This is a genomic window from Holophagales bacterium, assembly GCA_016719485.1.
In the GTDB taxonomy this organism is placed as follows: domain Bacteria; phylum Acidobacteriota; class Thermoanaerobaculia; order UBA5066; family UBA5066; genus UBA5066.
Genome location: JADJZB010000022.1, coordinates 76,291 through 97,809, shown reverse-complemented (window position 1 = coordinate 97,809; position 21,519 = coordinate 76,291). Strand labels below are relative to the sequence as shown.

The 21,519-nt window shown below is 70.8% G+C and carries 15 protein-coding genes and 1 pseudogene; 4 read left to right on the top strand and 12 right to left on the bottom strand.

Translation table 11 applies throughout. From position 1 onward, the window contains the following. Positions 1-3: 3 nt before the first annotated feature. Positions 4-1,167 (top strand): acetyl-CoA C-acyltransferase FadA, encoded by a 1,164-nt coding sequence (gene fadA / locus IPN03_15350; GenBank protein MBK9375054.1) that lies wholly within the window; start codon positions 4-6, stop codon positions 1,165-1,167. A gap of 15 nt (positions 1,168-1,182) precedes the next feature. After that, positions 1,183-2,430 carry a hypothetical protein gene (locus tag IPN03_15345; protein ID MBK9375053.1) on the top strand — a complete coding sequence of 416 codons (1,248 nt, stop codon included), beginning with the start codon at positions 1,183-1,185 and terminating at the stop codon, positions 2,428-2,430. Between the two features lie 121 nt (positions 2,431-2,551). On the opposite strand, the gene IPN03_15340 is transcribed toward IPN03_15345, so the two are convergent. Then, complete coding sequence (locus IPN03_15340; protein MBK9375052.1) at positions 2,552-6,181, bottom strand: S8 family serine peptidase; 3,630 nt, start codon at positions 6,179-6,181, stop codon at positions 2,552-2,554. A 187-nt stretch (positions 6,182-6,368) separates the two neighbouring features. Here IPN03_15340 and IPN03_15335 point away from each other — a divergent pair, with 187 nt between their 5' ends. Then, positions 6,369-7,271 (top strand): exopolyphosphatase, encoded by a 903-nt coding sequence (locus IPN03_15335; GenBank protein MBK9375051.1) that lies wholly within the window; start codon positions 6,369-6,371, stop codon positions 7,269-7,271. 4 nt (positions 7,272-7,275) lie between these two features. Here the strand turns inward: IPN03_15335 and corA are convergent, their stop codons facing one another. From corA to IPN03_15300, 7 genes and pseudogenes are all read right to left on the bottom strand, one after another. Further along, positions 7,276-8,235: a magnesium/cobalt transporter CorA gene (gene corA / locus IPN03_15330; protein ID MBK9375050.1), complete on the bottom strand. Its 960-nt coding sequence runs from the start codon at positions 8,233-8,235 to the stop codon at positions 7,276-7,278. 49 nt (positions 8,236-8,284) lie between these two features. Further along, positions 8,285-9,493 carry an ATP-dependent 6-phosphofructokinase gene (locus IPN03_15325; GenBank protein ID MBK9375049.1) on the bottom strand — a complete coding sequence of 403 codons (1,209 nt, stop codon included), beginning with the start codon at positions 9,491-9,493 and terminating at the stop codon, positions 8,285-8,287. A gap of 50 nt (positions 9,494-9,543) precedes the next feature. Beyond that, the gene (locus IPN03_15320; GenBank protein MBK9375048.1) at positions 9,544-12,204 is read right to left on the bottom strand and encodes an efflux RND transporter permease subunit; all 2,661 of its coding nucleotides are present in this window, start codon (positions 12,202-12,204) and stop codon (positions 9,544-9,546) included. A gap of 40 nt (positions 12,205-12,244) precedes the next feature. Beyond that, a pseudogene (locus IPN03_15315) lies at positions 12,245-12,652 on the bottom strand (efflux RND transporter permease subunit). Between the two features lie 15 nt (positions 12,653-12,667). Next, positions 12,668-13,582, bottom strand: a complete 915-nt coding sequence (locus tag IPN03_15310; protein ID MBK9375047.1) for an efflux RND transporter periplasmic adaptor subunit — start codon at positions 13,580-13,582, stop codon at positions 12,668-12,670. Beyond that, positions 13,579-14,889 carry a TolC family protein gene (locus IPN03_15305; protein MBK9375046.1) on the bottom strand — a complete coding sequence of 437 codons (1,311 nt, stop codon included), beginning with the start codon at positions 14,887-14,889 and terminating at the stop codon, positions 13,579-13,581. The genes IPN03_15310 and IPN03_15305 overlap by 4 nt, the downstream gene beginning before the upstream one ends. Then, positions 14,886-15,518 (bottom strand): TetR/AcrR family transcriptional regulator, encoded by a 633-nt coding sequence (locus tag IPN03_15300; protein MBK9375045.1) that lies wholly within the window; start codon positions 15,516-15,518, stop codon positions 14,886-14,888. Before IPN03_15300 ends, IPN03_15305 begins: the two co-directional genes overlap by 4 nt. A 250-nt stretch (positions 15,519-15,768) precedes the next feature. On the opposite strand from IPN03_15300, the gene IPN03_15295 reads away from it, so the two are divergent. Beyond that, positions 15,769-16,710 carry a hypothetical protein gene (locus tag IPN03_15295; GenBank protein ID MBK9375044.1) on the top strand — a complete coding sequence of 314 codons (942 nt, stop codon included), beginning with the start codon at positions 15,769-15,771 and terminating at the stop codon, positions 16,708-16,710. A gap of 76 nt (positions 16,711-16,786) precedes the next feature. Here IPN03_15295 and IPN03_15290 read toward each other — a convergent pair whose 3' ends face one another. The 4 genes from IPN03_15290 to IPN03_15275 are packed head-to-tail and all read right to left on the bottom strand — an operon-like array spanning position 16,787 to position 21,484. Continuing rightward, positions 16,787-17,623: a carbohydrate ABC transporter permease gene (locus IPN03_15290; protein MBK9375043.1), complete on the bottom strand. Its 837-nt coding sequence runs from the start codon at positions 17,621-17,623 to the stop codon at positions 16,787-16,789. Continuing rightward, complete coding sequence (locus tag IPN03_15285; protein MBK9375042.1) at positions 17,620-18,513, bottom strand: sugar ABC transporter permease; 894 nt, start codon at positions 18,511-18,513, stop codon at positions 17,620-17,622. The genes IPN03_15290 and IPN03_15285 overlap by 4 nt, the downstream gene beginning before the upstream one ends. Beyond that, the gene (locus IPN03_15280) at positions 18,510-19,781 is read right to left on the bottom strand and encodes an ABC transporter substrate-binding protein (protein ID MBK9375041.1); all 1,272 of its coding nucleotides are present in this window, start codon (positions 19,779-19,781) and stop codon (positions 18,510-18,512) included. The genes IPN03_15285 and IPN03_15280 overlap by 4 nt, the downstream gene beginning before the upstream one ends. Beyond that, entirely contained in the window at positions 19,778-21,484 is a 1,707-nt protein-coding gene (locus tag IPN03_15275; GenBank protein ID MBK9375040.1) for a chloride channel protein, read from the bottom strand. The genes IPN03_15280 and IPN03_15275 overlap by 4 nt, the downstream gene beginning before the upstream one ends. Positions 21,485-21,519: the final 35 nt, after the last annotated feature.

The following is a 21,519-nucleotide window of genomic DNA, read 5'->3' as shown; positions in this document are numbered from 1 at the left end:
GAGATGAGAGACGTCGTCATCGTCGATGCCGTCCGCACCCCGATGGGCCGCTCGAAGGGCGGCATCTTCCGGAACGTCCGTGCCGAGAACCTGTCGGCCGACCTCGTCAACGCGCTCCTGGCGCGCAACCCGGCGGTGGACCCCGCCGAGGTGGACGACGTGATCTGGGGATGCGTCCAGCAGACGCTCGAGCAGGCCTACAACGTGGCCCGCTTCATCCAGCTCATGACGCCGATCCCGAAGCAGGTCCCCGCGCAGACGATCAACCGCCTCTGCGGGTCGTCGATGACGGCCCTCCACTCGGCCGCCATGGCGATCATGGCGGGCTATGGCGACCTGTTCGTCGTCGGCGGCGTCGAGCACATGGGGCACGTTCCGATGACCCACGGCGTCGATTTCAACCCGTCCAACTCGAAGCGCAACGCGAAGGCCGCCGGCGCGATGGGCCTCACCGCCGAGTACCTCGCACGCCTTCACGGCATCACCCGCGAGCAGCAGGACGCCTTCGCCTACCGCTCCCAGATGCGGGCCTCCGAAGCGATGCGAACCGGCGCGTTCGCGGGAGAGATCGTGCCCGTGAACGGGCACGACGAGGACGGGGCGCTGAAGCTCTACGACTTCGACGAGGTCGTCCGCCCCGAGACGACGCTCGAGGGGCTCGCCAAGCTCAAGCCTGCCTTCGACCCGAAGAGCGGAACGATCACCGCCGGCAACTCGTCGGCCATCTCCGACGGCGCCGCGGCGCTCCTCGTGATGTCGGCCGAGAAGGCCAGGGAGCTCGGCGTGAAGCCGATGGCGAAGATCCGGTCGATGTCGGCCGCCGGCTGCGACCCGTCGATCATGGGCTACGGGCCGGTGCCCGCCACGAAGAAGGCGTTCGCGCGCATCGGCATGAAGTCGGGCGACGTCGACCTCTGGGAGCTGAACGAGGCCTTCGCGGCGCAGTCGCTCCCGGTCATCAAGGACCTCGGCCTCCTCGACGTCGCGGACGAAAAGGTGAACCTCAACGGCGGGGCGATCGCCCTCGGGCACCCGCTCGGCTGCTCGGGCGCGCGCATCTCTGCGACGCTCCTGCACCTGATGAAGGCGAAGAACGCCACGACCGGAGTCGCCACGATGTGCATCGGCTTCGGCCAGGGTGTGGCGACGGTCTTCGAGAGGGTCTGAGCCCGGAAAAGCGGGATGCGCGGGCGGCGCCTTCTTGCAGCTTGCCTCCTCGTGGCAGGGGTCGCGGAGGCGGAGGGATTCCGCCTCCGCGTCGGCGGCCTCGTCGACCTCCGGGCCGCCCGCACGGACCAGACGACCGGGTGGCTCGACGGGGGGCTCGGCAAGCTCCGCTGGGGTGGGGAGGACGGTGAGCCGAGGACGGTGCTCGCCCTGGCACAGTCGGCGGCGGTCTTCCGCGCGAGCCTCGGCGAGGAGCTGCGGGCGTACGCCCACGTCAGCGCGGATACCGGTTCCTACCCCGTGTCGGGCCTGGCCGGCCTGGACCTCGTCGAGGGCTGGGTCTCCTGGCGCCCGCGGCTCTCGAACGCGCTCGGTGTGCGCCTCAAGGGCGGCCACTTCTTCCCGCCGCTCTCGCTCGAGAACGACGGGGTTGCCTGGAGCCCGACGAGGACGCTGACGCCCTCGGCGTTGAACGCGTGGATCGGCGAGGAAGTCCGCGTGACGGGCCTGGAGGCCTCGCTCGAGGTGTTCCTCCCGACTTCGGATCTCACGTTCACGGGAGCCGTCTTCGGCGGCAACGACCCGTGCGGGAGCCTTCTCGCGTGGCGGGGCTGGGCGATGGGCGACCGGCAGTCCGGGTTTTCCGACAGGCTCCCGCTCGCGGCCCTCCCCACCTTCGAGCAGGACGGGATCTTCCCGGCGCAGGACCCCTGGGTCGCGCCGTTCCGGGAGGTGGACGGGCGGGCCGGCTGGTACGCCGCGGCGTCGTACGTCCTGCCCGAGCGCCTCGAGCTGCGGGCGCTCCTCTACGACAACCGGGGCGACCCGCTGGCGATCGAGGACGGGCAGTACGCGTGGAAGACCCGCTTTTCGGGGGTGGGCGCGAAGCTGCGCCTGTCGCGAGGCGTCGAAGTCCTCGGGCAGTTCGTGGACGGGTGGAGCGTCATGGGACCGGAGGAGGCCGTCGACGCCTACTACAGGACCTGGTACCTCCTCGTGAGCGCGACCCGCGGGCCCCACCGCCTCTCGGTCCGTTACGACGAGTTCCGGGTGCGGGACGAGGACCGGTACGTTGCGGCCGACCCGAACGACGAGGAGGGCGATGCCTGGACCGCGGCCTGGTCCTTCGAGCTCGACCGGCGGACGTCCGTACTCCTCGAGCTCCTCTCGGTCGATTCGGCCCGCCCGGCCCGCGCGCTCGTCGGCTCTTCCGAGAGAGCCCGCGAGACGCTCGTGCAGGTCGGCGTGCGCGGGCGGTTCTAGCCGACCGGGCCTCACCGGCCGGGTCTCCTGCCCGCGCGCAGCGACGGCCCGGAGACGACGACGCCCCGCCGGGTGGCGGGGCGCCGTGAAGAACGGAGAGGAAATTTCTACGGCGTGCGGCCTACCCCTGGCTCGCCGGGAAGATGCGCCGCAGGCTCCAGATCGCGGCCCAGGCCATCAGGAGTCCGGCGATACCGAGGCCGGCTCCGGAGAGGGTCGGGACCGCAATTTCGGCCAGCGCCCTGAAGCTCGTCGCGTCACCCGCCGCGCCGCCCGGCGCGTCGGTGAGGACGGTCGTTTCGTTGGTGCCGTCGTTGTTGGCGTCGAAGCTCGCCGAACCCTGGTTGCTGATGATCTGCCCGGCCGCGGTCATGGAGATCGTCGCCGGGATCGTGATGACGACCGAGCCACCGGCCGGGATCGTCCCGTTCCAGGTCACCGGGTTCGCGCCGGCCGCCGAGACGATTCCGGAGCTCGCCGTGGGGGTTCCGACCGTCAGGAGTGCCGGGAGCGTGTCGGTGAACTCGTCGCCCGGGTTGTCGAGCTGGTCGGCGGTGCCGGAGTTCGTCAGCGTCACCGTGTAGACGACGGTCGTACCGATGAGCTGCATTCCCGCGACGGACTTCGTGGCGGTCACGATGGGCGCGGGCGGGGCGAGGACGATGAAGACGGTCGGTTCGCTCGGGCCGCCGCCGGGGGCGTCGGTGGAAACGAAGAGCTCGTTCGTGCCGTCGCGGTTCGCATCGACGAGGGCCGTCCCCTGCGCGGAGATCGTCTGCCCCGTCGTGCCGGGGTCGATGTCACACGGGATCGTGATCGTCACCGACTGGCCGGCCGGAATGGCGCCATTCCAGATCACAGGGTTGACGCCCACGCCGGACACGGTGCCGGTGCTCGCAGTGGGGGTGCCGACGACGAGGCCGGCGGGGAGGAGGTCGGTGAACTCGTTCCCGGCGTTGTCGGGCTGGCCGCCGGTGCCGGTGTTCGTCAGGGTGATCGTGTAGACGACGTCGCCGCCGTCCGCCTGGTTGCCTCCGGTGATGGCCTTCGTCGCCGTGATGACGGGCGCGGCGATCGGCGCGTCGCAGATCGCGGGGGTGATGGTCAGAGAGAAGGCGCGGATGCTGCCGGTATCGAACTGGAAGAAGTCCTGGGCCCTGAGGTTCCAGGTACCGTTGGCCGTCTCTCCGTCGAAGGCGGAGAGGGCCGCGTTGGGCGTGAAGGTCCCGGTGAAGGGGGCGTTTGCCGTGACGACGGACTGGATGCTCGCGCCGGCACTTTCGTCGTCGAGGACCGTCTGGCAGAAGTTGTTCCCGCTTCCGTCGGTATTGCTGATGGCCATGACGATCGTGCCCGTCGGTGACTCGAGGGAGATCTGCAGATCGTTGACCCAGCTGTGATCGATGCCGACGGTCGTGGACCCGGTCGTCGTGTCGCACGTGGCCCCGTCGATCCGGAGGTCGACGTCGAAGACGTTGCCTGGAATGGCGGCCACGGCGAGTGGCACCGAAACCACGGCGCCGGGGAGTGCCCCGATCCCGTCGGGAATCGGCACGGCGGCACCGGCGTAAGTGAACGTGACCGGGGTTCCGGGCGACCCGTTCAGGAGCGTGAAGGCGAGCACCTTCGGGCTCGGGCCGCCGGTGTACGTGACCGTGAGAGTGAACTGGAGCGTCGCGCCGCAGGGGACCGTCGAGCCGACGCCGAAGACGAACGGCGTCGTGTTGTTCCCGGAGACTGTCGCCGCGAGGTCGGCGTAGGAGGAAGCTCCGGAGAGGATGAAGACCCCGGGCGTCGACGACGTCAGGACCGCGGAGATCGCGGTGGCGCTGGCGCCACCGGCGTTCGTCAGCGGGATCGTGAGGCTCCAGTCCTCGCCGTTCTCGATGTAGGCGTCGCCGTCGCCGGCGACCTGTGCCCGGACCGCGGCCCCGGCCGTCAGGTTGGCCGCGGGCGGCGCGCCGAGCGCCAGGAGCGTCTCGTACGCCATGACGATGCCGGCGCCCGAGTCGCGATCGACGCCGGCAGCCTCGATGTCGAGGGCGTTGTTCACGAGGGCCGTGCGCATCTGGGCCGGCGTGTAGGCCGGGAATGCCTGCCAGATGAGAGCCGCGATCGCGCCGGCGTGCGGGGCCGCGGCCGACGTGCCGAAGAACGGGTTGAAGCCGGGGGCCGCGCAGGCGACGCCGTCGGCGGCGGCGATGTCGGGCTTCTGGCGGACGACGCCGCCGGTTGTGGAGAAGTTGGCGGCGGGGGCGCCGGGGAGGAGGTTGCCGTTCACGTCGAAGAAGATCCGGCGGGGGCCGTCGGCGCTGAACGTCTCGACGGGGTTCGTCACGCCCCCGACGAAGGGGCCGACACCGGCGGTCGCGACGTCGACGGCGGCGACGCTGAACGCGGCCGCCGCGGCGCTGTGGCCGCGTGTCGTGCCGGAGGTCGACAGAGCCGGGTCGAGCTCGCCCCGGAAGGCGATGAGGTTGAACATCCGGTCGGCGGCGCCCGGGGACTGGATGATGACGACGCGATCGTCAAGGTAGATGGGGCTGACGAACTCGATCGGGTCGTCGTCTCCCCCGGCTCCGTCCTGGACATCGAGCGAGGCGTCGTAGATCGTGGTGAGACCGGGGTCCATGACGTAGACGTCGTAGTCGTTCGCCGCCGTCCCGAACGGGTCGGCCCAGTGCAGGATGAGGTAGTTCGATCCGCCGGTGACGGTGATCGACTGCCCGCCGTCGCCGAAATCGTGGGCCGCACCCGTTCCGGCGAGAGGCGCGGGGAGCGCCAGAGCGCTCGCTGCGAAGTCGCCTTCCCACGTGCCCGACGTCCCGTCGTTCTTGTTTCCCTCGTTCCCTGCGGAAGAGAAGTAGAGGGCGCCGTCCGCCGTGACGGTATTGACGGCCTCGGCGATCTCCAGGTCCTGGAAGGGGGACTCGTAGAGATAGATGATGTCGTCGACGATGACGTCGCAGCCAGCGACGAATCGCAGGTCCTGGATGTTCTGCGCGAAGTCCGCGGGAGTGCTGAAGGCCGTGGCGAAGCCGAGCGTGGCTCCGGGCGCGAGGTCGTGGATGATCTCGAGCATCGCCGACCCCTCGTCGCCGGTCCCGGCCTGCCCGGGAAGGACGTCGACGGCGGGAAGGTCGCCGCTCGCCTGGAGCGCCGCGAGCGAGTCGACGCCGTCGGAGAGGACGCAGACCTTCATCCCGGTCCCGTCGACCCCGAAGAAGTTCCGGGCCGCCGCGGCCCGGTGGGTGACGTCGCCCTCCGAGGTGTTGATCTTGTTCGTGAGCATCGGCTGCGCGAGCTGGATCTTCAGGACGTCGGTCCGGGTGGCGAGGGTCGTGATCTTGTCGAGCGGGACCCTGGCGCGGATGGCGCGATACCGCGCGCTCGCGCTCGTGGTGGAGCCTCCGAGAGCGTCGATCGCCGACATGATCGGCTTCATGGCCGCGCCGATCGTCGTATCGATGTCGACGAGGATCGTCCCGTCCGCGTTCGGCTTGACGAACCGGAAGGTGGGCAGGGCCGCGAGCCGGGGATCGGCACGCTGGAAGAGGACCGCGTTGTAGAGCCGCGAGGAAACCTTCCTGTCGCTGGCGGAGCGGGACTCCTTGATGCCGCGCAGGGCCGCGACCTGCTTGGCCGCCGACTCGGCCATGCGTGGGGCCTGGGCCAGCGCGTTGGCCGATGGGCCCAGGATCATGGCGACGGCGAGCACCGCCATCGCGGCTAGCGAACGACCTGGCTTCATCTGGATTCTCCTCCGCTCGGATGGGTCCCGGTGAGGGGGGCGCACGGGACGGGGTGAAAAGAAATCGTATGGAAGGTTGGACACTATTTCGACCCGGGAAGGGGCGTCAACTCTAATTCCCGCCCGCACGATCTTCCGGTCCCGACTGGTCCGGTTTCGCGAATGGGGAGAGAATCACGGGCCCGACATGCGCCTCGTCACCCGCGGAGACCTCGACGGCCTCACCTGCTCGGTGCTCATCACCTCGGTCGAGAAGATCGAGTCGATCGAGCTCGTCCACCCGCAGGCCCTGACCGACGGTCAGTTCGAGGTCCACGAGGCGGACGTCCTCGCGAACCTCCCGTACCATCCGCGCTGCGCGCTCTGGTTCGACCACCACGAGCTCGTCGACGCCAACCTCAGGCCCGCCGAGGGGTTCCAGGGGCGGCACGGGATCGCACCGTCCACCGCCCGGCTCGTCCACGACTACTACGTCGAGAAACGGGGCCCGAGGATCTTCGAGCGGTATGGCGAGCTCCTGGAGGGGACCGACCGGCTCGACTCGGCGAACCTGACCCGCCAGGACGTCCTGAGCCCGCAGCGGGTCCTCCTCCTCGGCTTCACGATCGACTCCCGAACCGGGCTCGGAACCTTCCGCGACTATTTCCTGTTCCTCGGGATGGCCTTGCGGTCGATGCCGTTCGACGCCGTCCTGAAGACGCCGCAGGTCGTCGAGCGCGTGGAGCGGATGCGGGCCGAGGACGAGAAGTTCCGGGCGGCGCTCCTGGCCTGCTCCCGTGTCGAGGCGAACGTCGTCGTCACCGACTTCCGGGGGCTGTCCGAGATTCCCATCGGGAACCGCTTCCTCGTCTACACGCTCTTCCCCGAGGCGACCATCTCGGTTCGGCTGCAGTGGGGGCCGCGGCGCGAAGCGGTCATGGCGACGGTGGGGCACAACATCTTCGAGCGGTCGAGCTGGAGCGACATCGGGCACACGATGTCGCTCTTCGGCGGCGGCGGGCACCGCGGGGCGGGCTCCTGCCCCCTTCCGCCCGACGACGGCGACGCGACGCTGCGGAGGCTCCTCGCCGAGCTGAAGCGCCAGGGTTGAGGGCCTACAGCCACCCCTTCCGCTTGAAGATCCAGTAGGGGGCGATCCCGGACAGGACCATCAGGACGAGGGCGAAGGGGTAGCCCAGCGGCCACGCAAGCTCCGGCAGGACGCGGAAGTTCATCCCGTAGATGCTCGCCACGAGCGTCGGCGGGAGGAAGACGACGGCGGCGATGGAGAAGATCTTGATGATCTTGTTCTGCTCGAGGTTGATGAACCCCATCGTCGCGTCCATCAGGAACTTGACCTTCTCGAAGACGAACCCCGAGTGGCTCGTGAGCGACTCGATGTCGCGCAGCGCCCCCTTGATGACGTTGGCGCGGGGCGTCGTGCCGACGACGTAGCGCATGAGGAACGTGAGGCTCCGGCGCAGGTCGAGGAGGACGAGACGGGTCTTCCCCTGGAGGTCCTCCTCGGCGGCGAGCTTCTCGAGGAGGTCTTCGAGGTCGCGGGCCCCTTCCGTCAGGACGGCGCGGCTCACCCGCTCGAGGCGGGCGTAAGCGGCTTCCAGGACGTCGGAGAGGACGTCGATCTCCGCCTCGATGACCCCGAGCGGGATGTCGATCGGCTCGCGCACCTCCTCCGGCTGGCTCTGGGCCCGGAGCCGGAAGAGCCGGAACGGGGAGAGCCTCTCCGGGCGGACGGTGAAGAGCCGGCCGTGGTGGAGGTTGAACCAGACGTCCACCGTCCGCGCCGGGCCCGGGTCGGTCACGACGAACGCCGTCAGGAGGTGAAGGCTCTCCTGCTCCTGGTAGCAACGGGAGCTGGCCTCCAGCTCGCGCATCTCGGATCGCGAGGGGACCTCGATGCCCCACGTCTGCTCGACCCATGCCTTTTCCTCGGGAGTGGGGTCGAGCAGGTCGATCCACCCGACGGCGTCCCACTCGGGGCCCGTGGCCTCTCCCCCCGTCCCGAGGTGGAGCGCCCGGAGCCCGCCTTCGACGAAGCCGTAGAGCCGGATCACGTCTCCTCCCCCGGGCCGAGGTACCAGCGGATGGTCACGGGCCGGCGTCTCAGTAGTCGCTCGTCATGATGAATACGGGCTTGTTGTTGAAGTTCTCGTATCGAGGCCGGAGGCGGTCGACGATGTAGTGCTTGTCGAGGTCGACCGTCTTCTTTCGGCTCGTGACGACGTCCACCGGGACGTTGTCGTACCGGCCGTTCCTCACGTTCACGAGCCGGCCGTACGTCCCCTCCAGGATCAGGTCCATCGCGAGGTTCCCGAAGGCCATCGGGACGATCGAGTCGAGGGCGTCCGGGTCGCCGCAGCGGACGAGGTAGCCGAGCCGCTGGCTGATCGTGTTGATGCGCCGGCCTCCGGCATGCTTGGGCGAGAGCTGCTTGAGCTTCTCGGCGACGAGGTCGCCGACGCCGCCGAGCTTCTTGTGCCCGTAGGCGTCCTTTTCCTGGTCGGAGAAGACCATCTCGTTCATCCCGGCGATCTTTGCCCCCTCCGAGACGAGGACCACGCTGTAGCGGCTGGGGTTCGAGTCGCGGTCGGCGATGAGAAGCTCGGCGAGCCGGTCGACGTCGAAGGCGTGCTCGGGGATGACGCAACGGTTCGCGGCCCCCGCCATCGTCGGCAGGAGGGCCGTGAAACCGGCGTAGCGCCCGAACACCTCGATGACGAGGAATCGCTCGTGGCTCCCGGCCGAGGTCCGGAGCGCGTGGGTCATCTCGATCGTCCGGGTGACGCAGGTCGAGAAGCCGATGCAGTAGTCGGTCCCGGGGACGTCGTTGTCCATCGTCTTCGGAATGGCGATGACCTTGACCCCCTCCTTGTGGAGGCGAACGCCGTAGGAAAGAGTGTCGTCGCCGCCGATCGGGACGAGGACGTCGATCCCGAGCTTGCCGATGTTCGCGAGGACCTCGGGGGTCAGGTCGTTCATGTCTTCGGTGTACCTGTCACGAAGATGCTCCGGGACGTTCGCCTTCGGGACGTGGGAAGGTCGTGTCCGTGAGGTGTGGAGGAAGGTCCCCCCTGTCCGTCCCACCTTGTTGACGATCTCCTCGGACAGCTCGACGACGCAGTCGCCGTCGGGGCGGTCCCGGTCTCCGTGCAGCTCTATGAGCCCCGCCCAGCCGCGGCGGATGCCGAGGACCCGGTAGCCTTCTCGCAGGGCGCGGACGGTGAGGGCCCGGATGGCGGGGTTGAGGCCGGGAACGTCTCCTCCCCCGGTGAGGATCGCGATCGTCCCGCGTTTCGTTCGCACGTTCGACATGGCCGGCTGCTCCTTCTATCGGGGAGGAATCATCGCACCGCGCGCGGTCGTCACGAAGCGGACCGGGAGGGGCCCAGCGCGGGGACGAACCTCCCGAGGAACGTCCTCAGGGGTTTCTTCGTCGACCAGTCGTCGAAGAGGCTGTAGGCGACCGGCGTTCCGACGAGCGTGAGGACGAGCGCGAGCGTCTGCCCGCCGATGATGACGCTCGCGATCGCCCGGTTCGTCCCCGAGCCGACGCCTGAGGAGACGACGAGCGGGAGCATGCCGGCGACGAAGGCGAGGGTCGTCATGAGGATCGGCCGGAGCCGGTCGCGGTTCGCGCGGCGGATCGCCTCTTCGCGCTCCACGCCCTGGTCCCGGAGCGAAATCATGTTGTCGATCTGCAGGATGCCGTTCTTCTTCACGATGCCGAAGAGGACGAGGATGCCGAGCGACGAGAAGATGTTGATCGACTGGTTCAGGACGACGATCGACAGGAGCGCGAACGGCACCGTGAGCGGCAGCGCGAGGAGGATCGAGACGGGGTGGACCCAGCTCTCGAACTGCGCCGCGAGGATGAGGTACATGAAGATGATCGAGAGGACGAAGGCGGTGAGGAACGCCGACGCTGCCTTCCCCTGCTCGCGCGAGCGCCCCGTCAGCCCCGACGTGTAGCCGGCGGGCATCTTCAGGTCGGCCGCCTTCGCGGTCAGGGCGTCGATGACCGCCTGCGACGAGTAGCCGGGCTTCACGTTCGCCGTCAGGAGGACCTGCCGCTGGCGGGCGATCCGGTTGACGAGGGACGGGCCCGTCCCCTCTTCGAGCGTCACGACGTCGCGCAGGGCGACGGTCCCCCTGGCCGCCGGGACGCGGGCCTGCGCGAGGGCCGCCGCGGAGGAGCGGTCACGTTCCTCGGCGCGGGCGCGCACCTCGTACTGCTCGCCCCCTTCGTAGTAGTCGGAGACCTTCTGCCCGCCGACGAGGACGTTCAGCGTCGTGGCGACGTCCTGGACGTTCACGCCGAGGTCGGCCGCCTTGGCGCGGTCGATCCGGGCCCCGAGCTCGGGCTTGCCGTCGATGAGGTTCGTGTCGACGTCGACGACGCCGGGGACGGACCTCATCGTCTCCAGCAGGGCTTTCGAGTACTCGCCGAGCTGCGCGAGGTCGGGACCGCCGATCCAGAACTGGATCTCGGCGTTCGACCCGCCGCGAAAGGCGTTCACGGGTGTCACCTGCGCGCGGAGGTTCAGGCGCGCGTACTGCGGCATCACCTCGTTGCGGACCCGGTCCATGATCTGGAACTGGTCTTCCTTCCGGTCGCCGACGGGCGCGAGCTTCACGTAGACCGACCCGAGGTTCTGGGTGATCTGGGCGTCGTCCCCGATCGTCAGGAGGGTCGCGGCGACGCCCGGAATCGGACGGATCCGCGCCGCGATCGACTCCAGGATCGCCCGGGTCGTCTCGACGCTCGACCCCTCGGGGGCCCGGACGATGACGTCGAACTGCCCTTCGTCGTCCACGGGGAGGAAGTTCTTGTTGGCGACGATGCCGAGCGGGACGGTCGAGGCCAGGACGAGGGCCATCACGACGACGACGGCCCAGCGGTGGGCCATCGACCATTCGAGGATCGTCATGTACGCGTTTTCGACCACCGGGTAGAAGCCGCGCTGGCGCGAGCTCTCCTCCCCTTCGACGTCCTCGTGCTTCAGCCAGCGGGAGGCGAGCATCGGCGTCAGCGTGAAGGCCACGACGATCGAGACGCCGATTGCGAACGCCATCGTCACGCCGAACGACGCCATGAAGCGCCCGACGATCCCTCCCATGAAGGCGACGGGGAGGAAGACGGCGATGAGGGAGAGGCTCATCGCCACGACCGCCATGCCGATCTCGCGAGTCCCCTCGACGGCGGCCTGGACGGGGCCGACCCCCTTCTCCTCCATGTGCCGGAAGATGATCTCGAGGACGACGACCGCGTCGTCGACGACGATGCCGACGGCGAGCGTCAGCGCCAGGAGCGTGATGACGTTCAGCGAGTAGCCCATCGCGTCGATGGCGGCGAACGTGGCGATGAGCGAGGCGGGAATCGAGACCGCCGCGATGAGCGTGGGGCGCAGCTTTCGCAGGAAGGCCCAGACGACGAGGGCGGCGAAGATCGACCCGAGGACGAGGTGCTCCTTGACGGCGTCCACGGCCGCGACGACGTACTCGGACTGGTCCCTCACGAGGTCGGTCTTCCACCCCTTCGGGAGCTGCTCTCCGAGGGCGTCGATCCGCTCCTTCAGCCGTTCGACGACCTCGATCGTGTTCGTCCCCGACTGCTTGCGGACCTGGAGGACGACGGCGGGCGTGCCGTTCAGGCTCGCGAGCGTCTCGACCTCGGCCTCGGTGTCGCGGATCGTCGCCACGTCGGCGACGCGCACCGGCTCGCCGTTTCGGACGGCGACGGGAATCGACCCGAGCTCGCCGGGAGTCGAGACGCGGCCGTAGGTCCGGAGCGTGAAGTCCTTCACCCCCTGCTCCACCTTGCCGCCCGGCACCTGGACGTTCTGGGTCTGGAGGGCGCGGACGACGTCGGCCACCGTCAGGTCGAGGCCCGAGAGGCGGTTCGAGTCGACGACGACGTTGACCTGCCGGGCGCGGCCGCCGATGACGCGGACCTGGCCGACGCCGAGGACCGACTCGAGGGCGCGGCGGTACTTCTTGTCGGCGAACTCGGTCAGGTCGCGGATCGGTGCGGGGCCGGAGAGGACGACGGAGAGGACGGGGGGTGGCGTCGGGGTCGATCTTCTCGATGACGGGCGGGTCGGCGTCGCGCGGGAGGTCGGCGAGGACGGCGTTGACGCGGTCGCGCACCTCCTGCGCGGCGACGTCGCCGTCCTTCTCGAGGACGAACTGGACGGTGACGACCGAGACCCCCTCGGCCGAGACCGAGAGGAGCTGGTCGATGCCGCTGATCGTGTTGACCGCCTCCTCGATCTTCTCGGTCACCTCCGTCTCGATCTCCTCGGGCGCGGCGCCGACGAGGCGGGTCGAGATGGAGACGAACGGGAAGTCGATGTTGGGGAAGCGGTCGACGCCGAGGCGGCGGTACGAGAAGAGCCCGATGACGACGAGGGCGAGGACGATGACGGCCGCGAAGACGGGCCGCTTGACGCAGAGCTCGGCGAGCTTGTTCACCTCGGGACCCTGGCCTTACCGTTTCGCCGCCGGACGCTCGAGCTCGACGCGCGCGAAGAGCCCGGGGCGCAGGCGCCCGTCGCGGTTCGGGAAGAGCGCCTCGACGGCGAACGTCCGGCTCGCCGGGTCGAGGGCGGCAACGACGACCGAGACGGTGCCGTCGAAGGTCTCTCCCGGGTACGGGTCGACCGTGGCCCGCACCTTGGCGCCCCGCTCGGCGGCGCCGAGGAAGCGCTCGGGGACCCGGAAGCGGAGCTTGAGCGGCGCGGTCTGGACGACGACGAACGTCACCGTCCCCTCGCTCAGGCGTTCCCCCACGTCGACGCGCTTCTCGAGGACGACGCCGTCGATCGGGGAGCGCAGGACGGCGTCGGAGAGGCGCTGTTTCGCCAGGTCGAGGCCCGCCTGCGCGCCGAGGCGGGACGCTTTCGCTCCTTCGAAGGCGGCCTGCGAGCGTTCGAAGGCGGCCGGGGCGACCGACTCCTTTGCCACGAGCTCCTTCTTCCTGCCGAAATCGCGCTCGGCGTCGGCCAGGACGGCGGCCGCGCGGGCCACTTCGGCCTCGGCACGGGCGGCGTCGAGCCTCAGGTACTCGGTCTCGAGCGTCAGCAACGGCTGGCCCATCGCGACCCGCGCGCCCTCGTCGACGAGGACCTGCGCCACGCGCCCGGTGACCCGGGCGACGAGCTCGGAGCGCACGAGCGGGATGAACTCGCCGGTGGCGAGAAGAACGCGCTCGTCCGCGGCGGCGGCCGCCGGATCTGTGGCGGGTGCGGGCGCGAGAGCCGTTTCGAGCGGCTTCACGTCGTCGGGGAGGGCGGCGGGTGTGGTCTCCTTCGGCGCGGCGACGGGGCCTTTCGGGCCGCATCCGGAAAGGGCGAGGACGAGTGGAAGGGCCGCCAGCGCGGCGGGGATCGGTCTCGGGCTCATCGGGCGGTCTCCTTGCGGGTGGCGGGGGCGAGGACGCCGGCCGCGTGGAACGTGCGGACCTCGGCCAGGAAGAGTCCGAGGCGGGCGGCGATGCGGCCGCGCCGGGCCTCGGCCAGCGACGTTTCGGCGGACTGGACGTCGAGGGTCGTCAGGAGCTGGCTGCGGTACTGCTCGAAGGTCTGGTCGTAGTCGGCCTGGGCCGCGCTCAACCGCTCGTCGGCGAGCTTCGTCCGTGCCCGCGCCGCCTCGACGGCGAGCAGGGCGACCTGGACCTCCTCCTTCACCTCGCGCCGGAGCTCCTCCACGGCGAGCCGGGCCTGCGTCTCGCGCTCGCGGGCTGCGGCCACGCGGGCGGCGGTCTCGCCGCCGCGGAACAGGTCGACGGAGAAGCGGAGGGCGCCGTAGCCGTATTCGTCTACGGGGAAGGCGCGCTTCTGCTTCACGTACCCCGCCTCTGCGAAGAGGACGGGGAGGTATGCACCCCGCTGCTTCTTCACCTCGATCCCTGCGGACGAGAAGGCGAGCTCGGCCTGCCTCACGTCGGGTCGCGCGAGGGCCGACGCGACGAGATCGCTCTCGGGCCCGAGCGGCGGGAGGAGAGCCGAGCCGGCGTCGACGTCGACCGGACCGTCGAGGGCGAGGGCGACCCGGAGCCGGCCGAGCGCTTCCTCGAGCCCCTGCCGGGCCGAGATGAGCCGTTCCTCGGCGGCCTTGCCGTCGGCCTCGGCCCGCAGGAGGTCGACGCGGGTGGTCTCTCCGGCCTCGAAGAGGTCCTTCGCCTGCTTCTTCCGCTGCGCCACGAGGGCGACGTTGCGCGTCTCGACGTCCACGAGCGCCTCGCTCCCGGCGGCTGCGGCGAACGCGGTGGCGACACGCAGAAGGACGTCCTCTTCCGCGCCGCGGCCCGTTTCGCGCGCCCCCTCGACGGCGAGCTTCGACTGGTCGTAGGCGCGCTTCTCGCGCAGCCCAGCGAAGAGCGGCTGGACGGCGACGACCCGGTAGTCCCAGTCCTGCTTCGGGAGGACCGTCCGGTCGTCCGGCGGCTCGCCGAACGAGACCTCGGTGCTGTTGAGCCCGAGGTTCCCGGCGGCCGCGACCTTCGGGAGAAGAGCCGCGAAAATCGCCTTGCGCTCTGCGTCGGCGGCGGGGAGCTCGCGCCGTGCCCTCTCCAGCGAGAGGTTCGAGGAGAGGGCCCGCTCGAACGCGTCGGCGAGCGTGAGCCCCTCGGCGGGGGCGGGCGGCGATACGGAAAGGAGAATCATGGCCGCTGCGAGCGCGGCCCGGTGGTGTCCTCTCGAGAGGTTCAAGCGATCCTCCTGGCGGTGATGCCGCAGAAGAGCGTGTCGACGACGAGCCGCACGTCCTCCTCGACGGGGGGCGGGTCGGTCTCCCCGAGCCTTCGCAGGATCAGGCCCGCGATCCCTTCGGCGACGAAGAGGGCGAGCCGGTCGGGGGGGAAGGGGCGCATCTCCCCGCGGGCCTGGCCCTCGGAGAAGAACGAGGCGAGAAGGTCGAGGTAGGCGCGGTAGAGCGGGTTGCAGCTGCGTGCGTGCCGCGCGGAGCGCTCGGCGCCGGGCCCGGGGTGGGCGACGGAGAGGAAGAGCCGGAACAGGTCCCGGCGCCGCTCGAAGAACGCGACGTGGGTCAGGATTGCGGCCTCGAGCCTCTCGGGAATGGCTCCCTGCCCGCCGAGCGCTTCGGCGACAGCGAGCTGGAGCTCCTCGAAGGCCGATTCGGCCACGTGGACGACCAGCTCTTCGCGGTTCTCGAAGTAGAGGTAGAGGGTCCCTTTCGCCAGGCCCGCCTCGTCCGCGATCTCCTGCATCGTCGTCCCCTCGACCCCCTTGCGCGCGACGACCCGGAGCGTGGCCTCGCCGATCTCCCGGATTCGCACCGGCTCGAGGACTTCCCTCAGCTTTCGTCGTGTACCAACCATCGAGTCACTTCCCTGACCGTTCGGTCAGCGAATACTACGCGGGAGCCCGCGACTCGGTTTCAACGGGCCGGCTGGCAAAGGCCTATGTAACTGTCTTCGAGCGGCTTCCGCGCGGGAGAGGACCCGTGGAGGACGGTGTCGGGGGCCTGGCAGGGCAGGTCGACGGCCCCTGGACCCTCCGGCCCCGGGTTGGGGTAGTCTTGCCCGTCACCCATAACCAACGACCGCTCTGTAGATGAGGAGGAAGACCATGACCCACGGGATCACCGCGACGCGCGTCGCCTTTGCAGGGATCCTCGCCGCCGCGCTCGCCCTCGGGGGCTGCGGCTGGAAGAAGGAGATCGAGCAGCTCAAGACCGACAACCAGAAGCTCTCGCAGGAGAAGCAGCAGCTCGAAGGGCAGCTGACGTCGGCCGGGGTCGAGAGCACCGAGATGCAGGTGACCCTCGACGAGGTCGCCACGAGCCTCGAGGAGCTCCGCGCCAAGGAGCTCCAGATCGTCCGCAGCTCGATCGAGGTCGTCCAGGAAGGCAAGCCGCGCAGCACCCGGCGCGACGAGCTGAAGACCGAGATCGAGGCGATCCGCAAGGCGATCAAGGAGAACCTCGAGAAGCTCGCCAGGCTCGAGCAGGAGAAGAAGGACGCCCTCGCGAAGGCGAAGGCCTCCGGCAAGAAGGTCACCGAGCTCGAAGGGCAGGTCACCTCGATGGAGCGCCTCATCGGCGAGATGAAGAAGTCCCTCGAGGAGAAGGAGACGATGATCGGCGAGCTCGAGACGAAGGTGCTCGGGCTGACCCAGACCGTCGAGCAGCAGACGGCGACGATCGCGGAGAAGGAAACGGTCATCGAGACCCAGACGAAGACGATCAACACGGCGCACGTCGCGATCGCCGGCCAGAAGGAGCTTCAGGCCGCGGGGGTCATCGAGAAGAAGGGCGCCTTCCTCGGCATGCGCGGCAGCTGGGTGCAGACCGGGAAGTTCGACACCGACCTCTTCAAGGAGATCGACATCACGAAGGAGACGGAGTTCGCCATCGCGGCCCCGCTCAAGAAGATCCAGGTCATCTCCTCGCACCCACAGGGGAGCTACGAGCTCGTCGCGGCGGACGAGAAGAACTCGACCTTCAAGATCGTCGACGCGGCGAAGTTCTGGTCCGGCGAGAAGTTCCTCGTCGTCAAGTACAAGGACTGACACTCCCTCTTCACCAGGTGAGAACGGAAGGCCCGCCGGGGAAACCCGGCGGGCCTTCGCGATTCCCGGGGGGGCTTCAGCCCTTGACCGCGCCCCCCGTCAGCCCGCCCGAGATCCGCCGCTCGAAGACGAGGACCAGGAGGACGACGGGGAGCGTCGCGAGGACGATCGCCGCGGAGAGCTGCCCCCACGGCACCTCGTAGAGCGAGGCGCCCGAGACGCTGGCGATCCCGGCGGTGACGGTGCGGCTCGTGTCGCGCGTCGTGAAGCTGAGGGCGAGGAGGAACTCGTTCCACGACGCGATGAACGTCAGGAGCGCCGCGGCCGTCACGGACGGGGCCGCAAGCGGGAGCTGGACGCGCAGCAGGCGCCCGAGCGGGCCCAGGCCGTCGAGAGTCGCGGCCTCCTCCACCTCCTTCGGCAGCTCCCGGAATCCGGCCTCCAGGACCCATACGGCGAGCGGCAGGCCGAAGGCCGCGTAGGGGAAGACGAGCGCGAGGGGAGAGTTCACGAGGCCGAGGAGACGCACTCCCTCGTAGAGCGGGAAGAGAAGGAGGATCGGCGGGAAGAGGGAGACGAGGAGGAGCCCCAGGAGCCACCGGTTCCGCGCGCGTGGCCGCATCCGGCAGAGCGCGGCGGCCGCGGGGGCGGCGGCCGCCAGGCAGAGGAGCGTCGCCGCCAGCGCGATCCCGGCGCTGTTGGCGAGGTAGCGCGCGAAGGGCTTCCTCTCCCAGAGCGCGCGGACGTGCTCGGCCGTTGGTGGGTTCGGGACCCAGACGGCGGGGACCGACGTGATCTGCGCGTCGGGCTTGACGGCCGTCAGCGCCTGCCACGCGGCGGGGACGAGGCTCCAGACGGCGGCGAGCACGATCGCCAGCGCCAGGCCCGCCGCAGCGAGGGGGCGGCGCCTCATTCCACCTCCCTGTGAGAGGCGAGCCGGACGACGACCGCCGCCAGGACGAGCGCCAGGAGCATTCCCTGGACCGCGATCGCGGCGCCGTAGCCGAAGTCCAGGTAGCGGAACCAGCTCTGGTAGGCGTAGAGGGCGAGCGTCTCCGTCGAGCCTCCCGGCCCGCCCCCGGTCATCACGTAGACGATGTCGAAGGCGCCCCAGGACTGGATCGCCCGGAAGAGCGTGGCGACGACGAGCGAGGGAAGGAGGAGCGGGAGGGTGATGCGCCGAAAGCGCTGGAACGCGCCCGCGCCGTCGACCCGCGCGGCTTCGAGGACCTCGGAGGGAATCCCCTGCAGGCCGGCCAGGACGATGAGGGCGACGAACGGCGTCGCCTTCCAGGCGTCGGCCACGACGAGCGCCGCCATCGCCGTCGCGGGCTGGGCGAGCCAGGCGACCGGCTCCCCGAGAAGGCCGAGGCGGGCGAGGAGGTCGTTCGCCATCCCGAACGTGTCGTGGAAGATCCAGGCCCACGCGAGCGCCATGACCGACGTCGGGAGCGCCCACGGGACGAGGACGACGGCGCGCAGGCCCCCCCGCCCGCGGAACGGCCGGTCGAGGAGGAGCGCGAGCGCCGTCCCGAGCGTCACCTCGAGGAGGACGGAGAGGCTCGTGAAGAGCGCCGTGTTCCGGAGGGCGCCGAGGAATCGCCCATCGCCGAACGTCCGCGCGTGCGTCGCCAGCCCGGCCCAGGAGGAGACGACGGCGTCGTCGAGCCCGGTCCGCGTGAAACCGAGGTAGACGACGCGCAGCGCCGGGATCGCCACGACGAGCGCGAGGAGGACGAGGACCGGCGCGAGGAGGAGCACGCGCTCGCGTCGCGCCCGCGCGGCGAGCGTCCCGGCGCTCACGGCGCGTCCCCGATGACGAGGCGCGTCTCGCGGGCTGCGGACGCGAGCGCCGCGCGCGGCGTCGAGAGACCCGCGAGGGCGGCCGTCAGGTGTCGCTGGAGGATGTCGGACGCCTGCGCGTACCGCGCGATGACGGGCCGGGGTGTCGCGCCGGCGTGGATCCGCCTCAGGTCGGCGAGGAACGGGTTCGCGGCGAGCAGGGCCGGGTTTTCGTACGCGTCCGCCCGCGCGGGCGCGAAGCCGGTCGCCTCGCAGAAGAGCCGCTGGCTCTCGAGCGTCGTCGCGTGACGGACGAAGGCGAGCGCCTCTGCGGGGTGGCGCGAGGAGCGGGCCACGGCGAGGCCCCAGCCGCCGAGCGTCCCCGAGCCCGCGTCGCCCGAGAGGGTCGGCACGGGGAGGACGCCGATCTTCCCCGCCACGGCGGAGCCTTCGCGCTGCGCGAGGCGCCAGACGTAGGGCCAGCTTCTGAGGAAGACCGCGCGTCCCGACTGGAAGAGGTGGCGCGTCTCTTCCTCCTTGTACGCGGCCACGCCCTGCGGGCTGATGCCGCCCGGTGCGCGGGCGCGCAGGAGGAAGGAGAGCGCGGCCTCGGCCTGGGGCCTGTCGAGGCCGACCTCGAGCGTCCCCGGGTCGATCCAGGAGCCGCCGTGGCCGTGCAGGACCTCGAGAAAGAAGCAGACGAGCCCCTCGTACTGGGCCCCCTGCCAGAGGAACCCCCAGCGTTCCGGCGGCGACTGGAGGCGCCGCGCGGCGGCTTCGAGCTCGGCGAACGTGCGGGGCGGGGCGATCCCCGCGGCCGCGAGGAGGTCGGCGCGGTAGTAGAGGAGCCCGACGTCGGTGCGGAAGGGGATGCGGTAGAGGCGACCGCGGAAGAACCCGGCGGCGAGCGCCTGCGGGAGGAAGGCGGAGCGTTCCGCCTCGCCGATCTCGCCGTCGAGCGGGAGGAGCCAGCCGGCCGCCGCGAGCTTCGAGGTCCAGGTGACGTCGAGGTAGACGAGGTCGAATGCGCCGTCCGCAGAGAGGAGGGCCGCGGTCGTCAGGCTCTCGCGCAGGTCCGTCGGGACCGGGCCCTCCTCGAGGACGATCCGTGTCCCCGGACGGGCTTTCGTGAAGCTCTCGGTGAGGGGCATCCAGAAGGGGCGCTCGTTCGCCGGCACGAGCATCCGGAGCGTGACGCCGTTGCCGGGGGGCGTCTCTCCCGCGCGACACCCGGAGACCGCGAGCAGCAGAGCGAGTGCCGGCGCGGCGCCGGCCCCGCGCGCGCTCATCCGAGGTCCGCCATCGACGGGCCCGAGCCCTCCTCCTCGTGAACGTGGAGCCGCGCGCGGATCAGGTCGGACGACGAGAGGAAGCCGACGAGCCGTTGCGTTTCGAGAGACGCGACGACCGGGGCGCGCGTCTCGCCGGCCTGGGCGAGACGGAGGGCGGCATCGGCGAGCGTCAGGTCGGGCGTGAGGACGAGGACGGGGGGGAGCGCGAGGCTCCCGGCGCTCGTGTCCTGACGGTTCTCGAGAATCGCGGCGTCGAGGTCTCTCGCGAAGAGGATGCCCGCGAGGACGCCGTCCTCGTCGACGACGGGGTACTGCTCGTGCCGCGTCCCCGCGGCGGTCCGCGCCGCCTCGAGGGCCGTCATCGACGCGCGCGGAGCGCGGAGCTCGGTCGTCATCACGTCGCGCACCCGCCGGCGCGCGAGCGGGTCGGCGCCGTCGAAGGAGCGCCGCGCGGCCCCGGGCCCGAGGGCCCGCTCGACGAGCGTCTCGCGCGAGATCCGGCGCGCGACGACGGAAGCGAGGACGACCGCCAGCATCTGCGGCAGGATGAGGCCGTAGTCGCCCGTCACCTCGAAGACGATCAGGACGGACGCGATCGGCGTCCTGAGGAAGCCCGCGAAGAACGCTCCCATCCCGACGAGGGCCCAGGCTCCCGGCTCGACGTGCGCCATCGGGAAGAGGAACTGCCCGAGGTGCCCGGCAGCGGCGCCGAGGGACGCCCCGAGGAACAGCGACGGCGCGAAGATGCCGCCCACGAGCGGCGCCGCGAGCGCGAGGGCGACCCCCGCGAGCTTGGCGGCGAACGCGATCGCCGCCTGCGGGCCGGTCCCCCCGCCCCCGAGCCACTCGGCGACGGCGGGGTAGCCGATGCCGAGCGTCTCCGGCGCCACGACGCCGAGGAGGCCCGCGACGGCCCCGGCGATCGCGCCGCGCGCGACGAACGCGCCGCGCCCCGCCCGCTCCACGAGCTTCGTGAGGCCCTTCTGGAGGATCGGGACGACGCGCGGAAGCCACCCGGCCGCCGCCCCGCAGAGAAGGCCGAGGACCGCGAAGCCGAGGAGCTCGCGCAGGTCGCCCCACCGGGCGGGAGAGGCGGGAAGGAGCCGTTCGCCTCCGAGGAACGTCCGCTCGACGACGGCCGCCGCGACGGCGGCCAGGAGCGAGCCGCCGAGGACGCCGCGCGAGGCCGCCCCCAGGATCTCCTCGAGCGCGAAGACGACACCGGTGATCGGCGCGCTGAAGATGGCGGCGATCCCCGCCGCGGTGCCGATCGGCACCATCCCGCGGACCATGCGACCCGGCAGCCCGAGGGCGCGTGCGGCCCGCACGGCGAATCCGCTCGTCAGGACGACGGTCGGCCCCTCGGGGCCGAGGGGCGTCCCGGCGCCGAGCGAGAGGGCGTTCGCGCCGAACGCGCCGACGAGCGTCCGCCCGTCGAGGAGGGTCGAGGGCTCTCCCGCGTACGCCCTCCGCACGAGGGCGAGCCCGCCCCCGGCGCGCGGCGCCAGGCGGGGAACGAGCCAGGCCAGGAGGGCCCCGGCCGCGGCGGGGAAGGTGACGAGGAGCGCGCCGCGCACGAGCCCGCTCGTCCGGTCCATAGCCGTGCCGACGAGGAGGGCCCGGACGAACTCGATCGCGCCGTGGAACGCGACGGCCACGAGGCCGCACCCCGCCCCGATCAGGACGACCGCGACGAGCACCGCCTGGCGCGAGCGCGGCCTGAGGAGGCCGAGGA

What these genes read in the sequence shown, in the direction of transcription:
- fadA (MBK9375054.1), top strand. Translation starts at nt 4, where the DNA reads ATGAGAGACGTCGTCATCGTCGATGCCGTCCGCACCCCGATGGGCCGC.
- IPN03_15345 (MBK9375053.1), top strand. Translation starts at nt 1,183, where the DNA reads ATGCGCGGGCGGCGCCTTCTTGCAGCTTGCCTCCTCGTGGCAGGGGTC.
- IPN03_15340 (MBK9375052.1), bottom strand. Translation starts at nt 6,181, where the DNA reads ATGAAGCCAGGTCGTTCGCTAGCCGCGATGGCGGTGCTCGCCGTCGCC.
- IPN03_15335 (MBK9375051.1), top strand. Translation starts at nt 6,369, where the DNA reads ATGCGCCTCGTCACCCGCGGAGACCTCGACGGCCTCACCTGCTCGGTG.
- IPN03_15325 (MBK9375049.1), bottom strand. Translation starts at nt 9,493, where the DNA reads ATGTCGAACGTGCGAACGAAACGCGGGACGATCGCGATCCTCACCGGG.
- IPN03_15310 (MBK9375047.1), bottom strand. Translation starts at nt 13,582, where the DNA reads ATGAGCCCGAGACCGATCCCCGCCGCGCTGGCGGCCCTTCCACTCGTC.
- IPN03_15300 (MBK9375045.1), bottom strand. Translation starts at nt 15,518, where the DNA reads ATGGTTGGTACACGACGAAAGCTGAGGGAAGTCCTCGAGCCGGTGCGA.
- IPN03_15295 (MBK9375044.1), top strand. Translation starts at nt 15,769, where the DNA reads ATGACCCACGGGATCACCGCGACGCGCGTCGCCTTTGCAGGGATCCTC.
- IPN03_15290 (MBK9375043.1), bottom strand. Translation starts at nt 17,623, where the DNA reads ATGAGGCGCCGCCCCCTCGCTGCGGCGGGCCTGGCGCTGGCGATCGTG.
- IPN03_15280 (MBK9375041.1), bottom strand. Translation starts at nt 19,781, where the DNA reads ATGAGCGCGCGCGGGGCCGGCGCCGCGCCGGCACTCGCTCTGCTGCTC.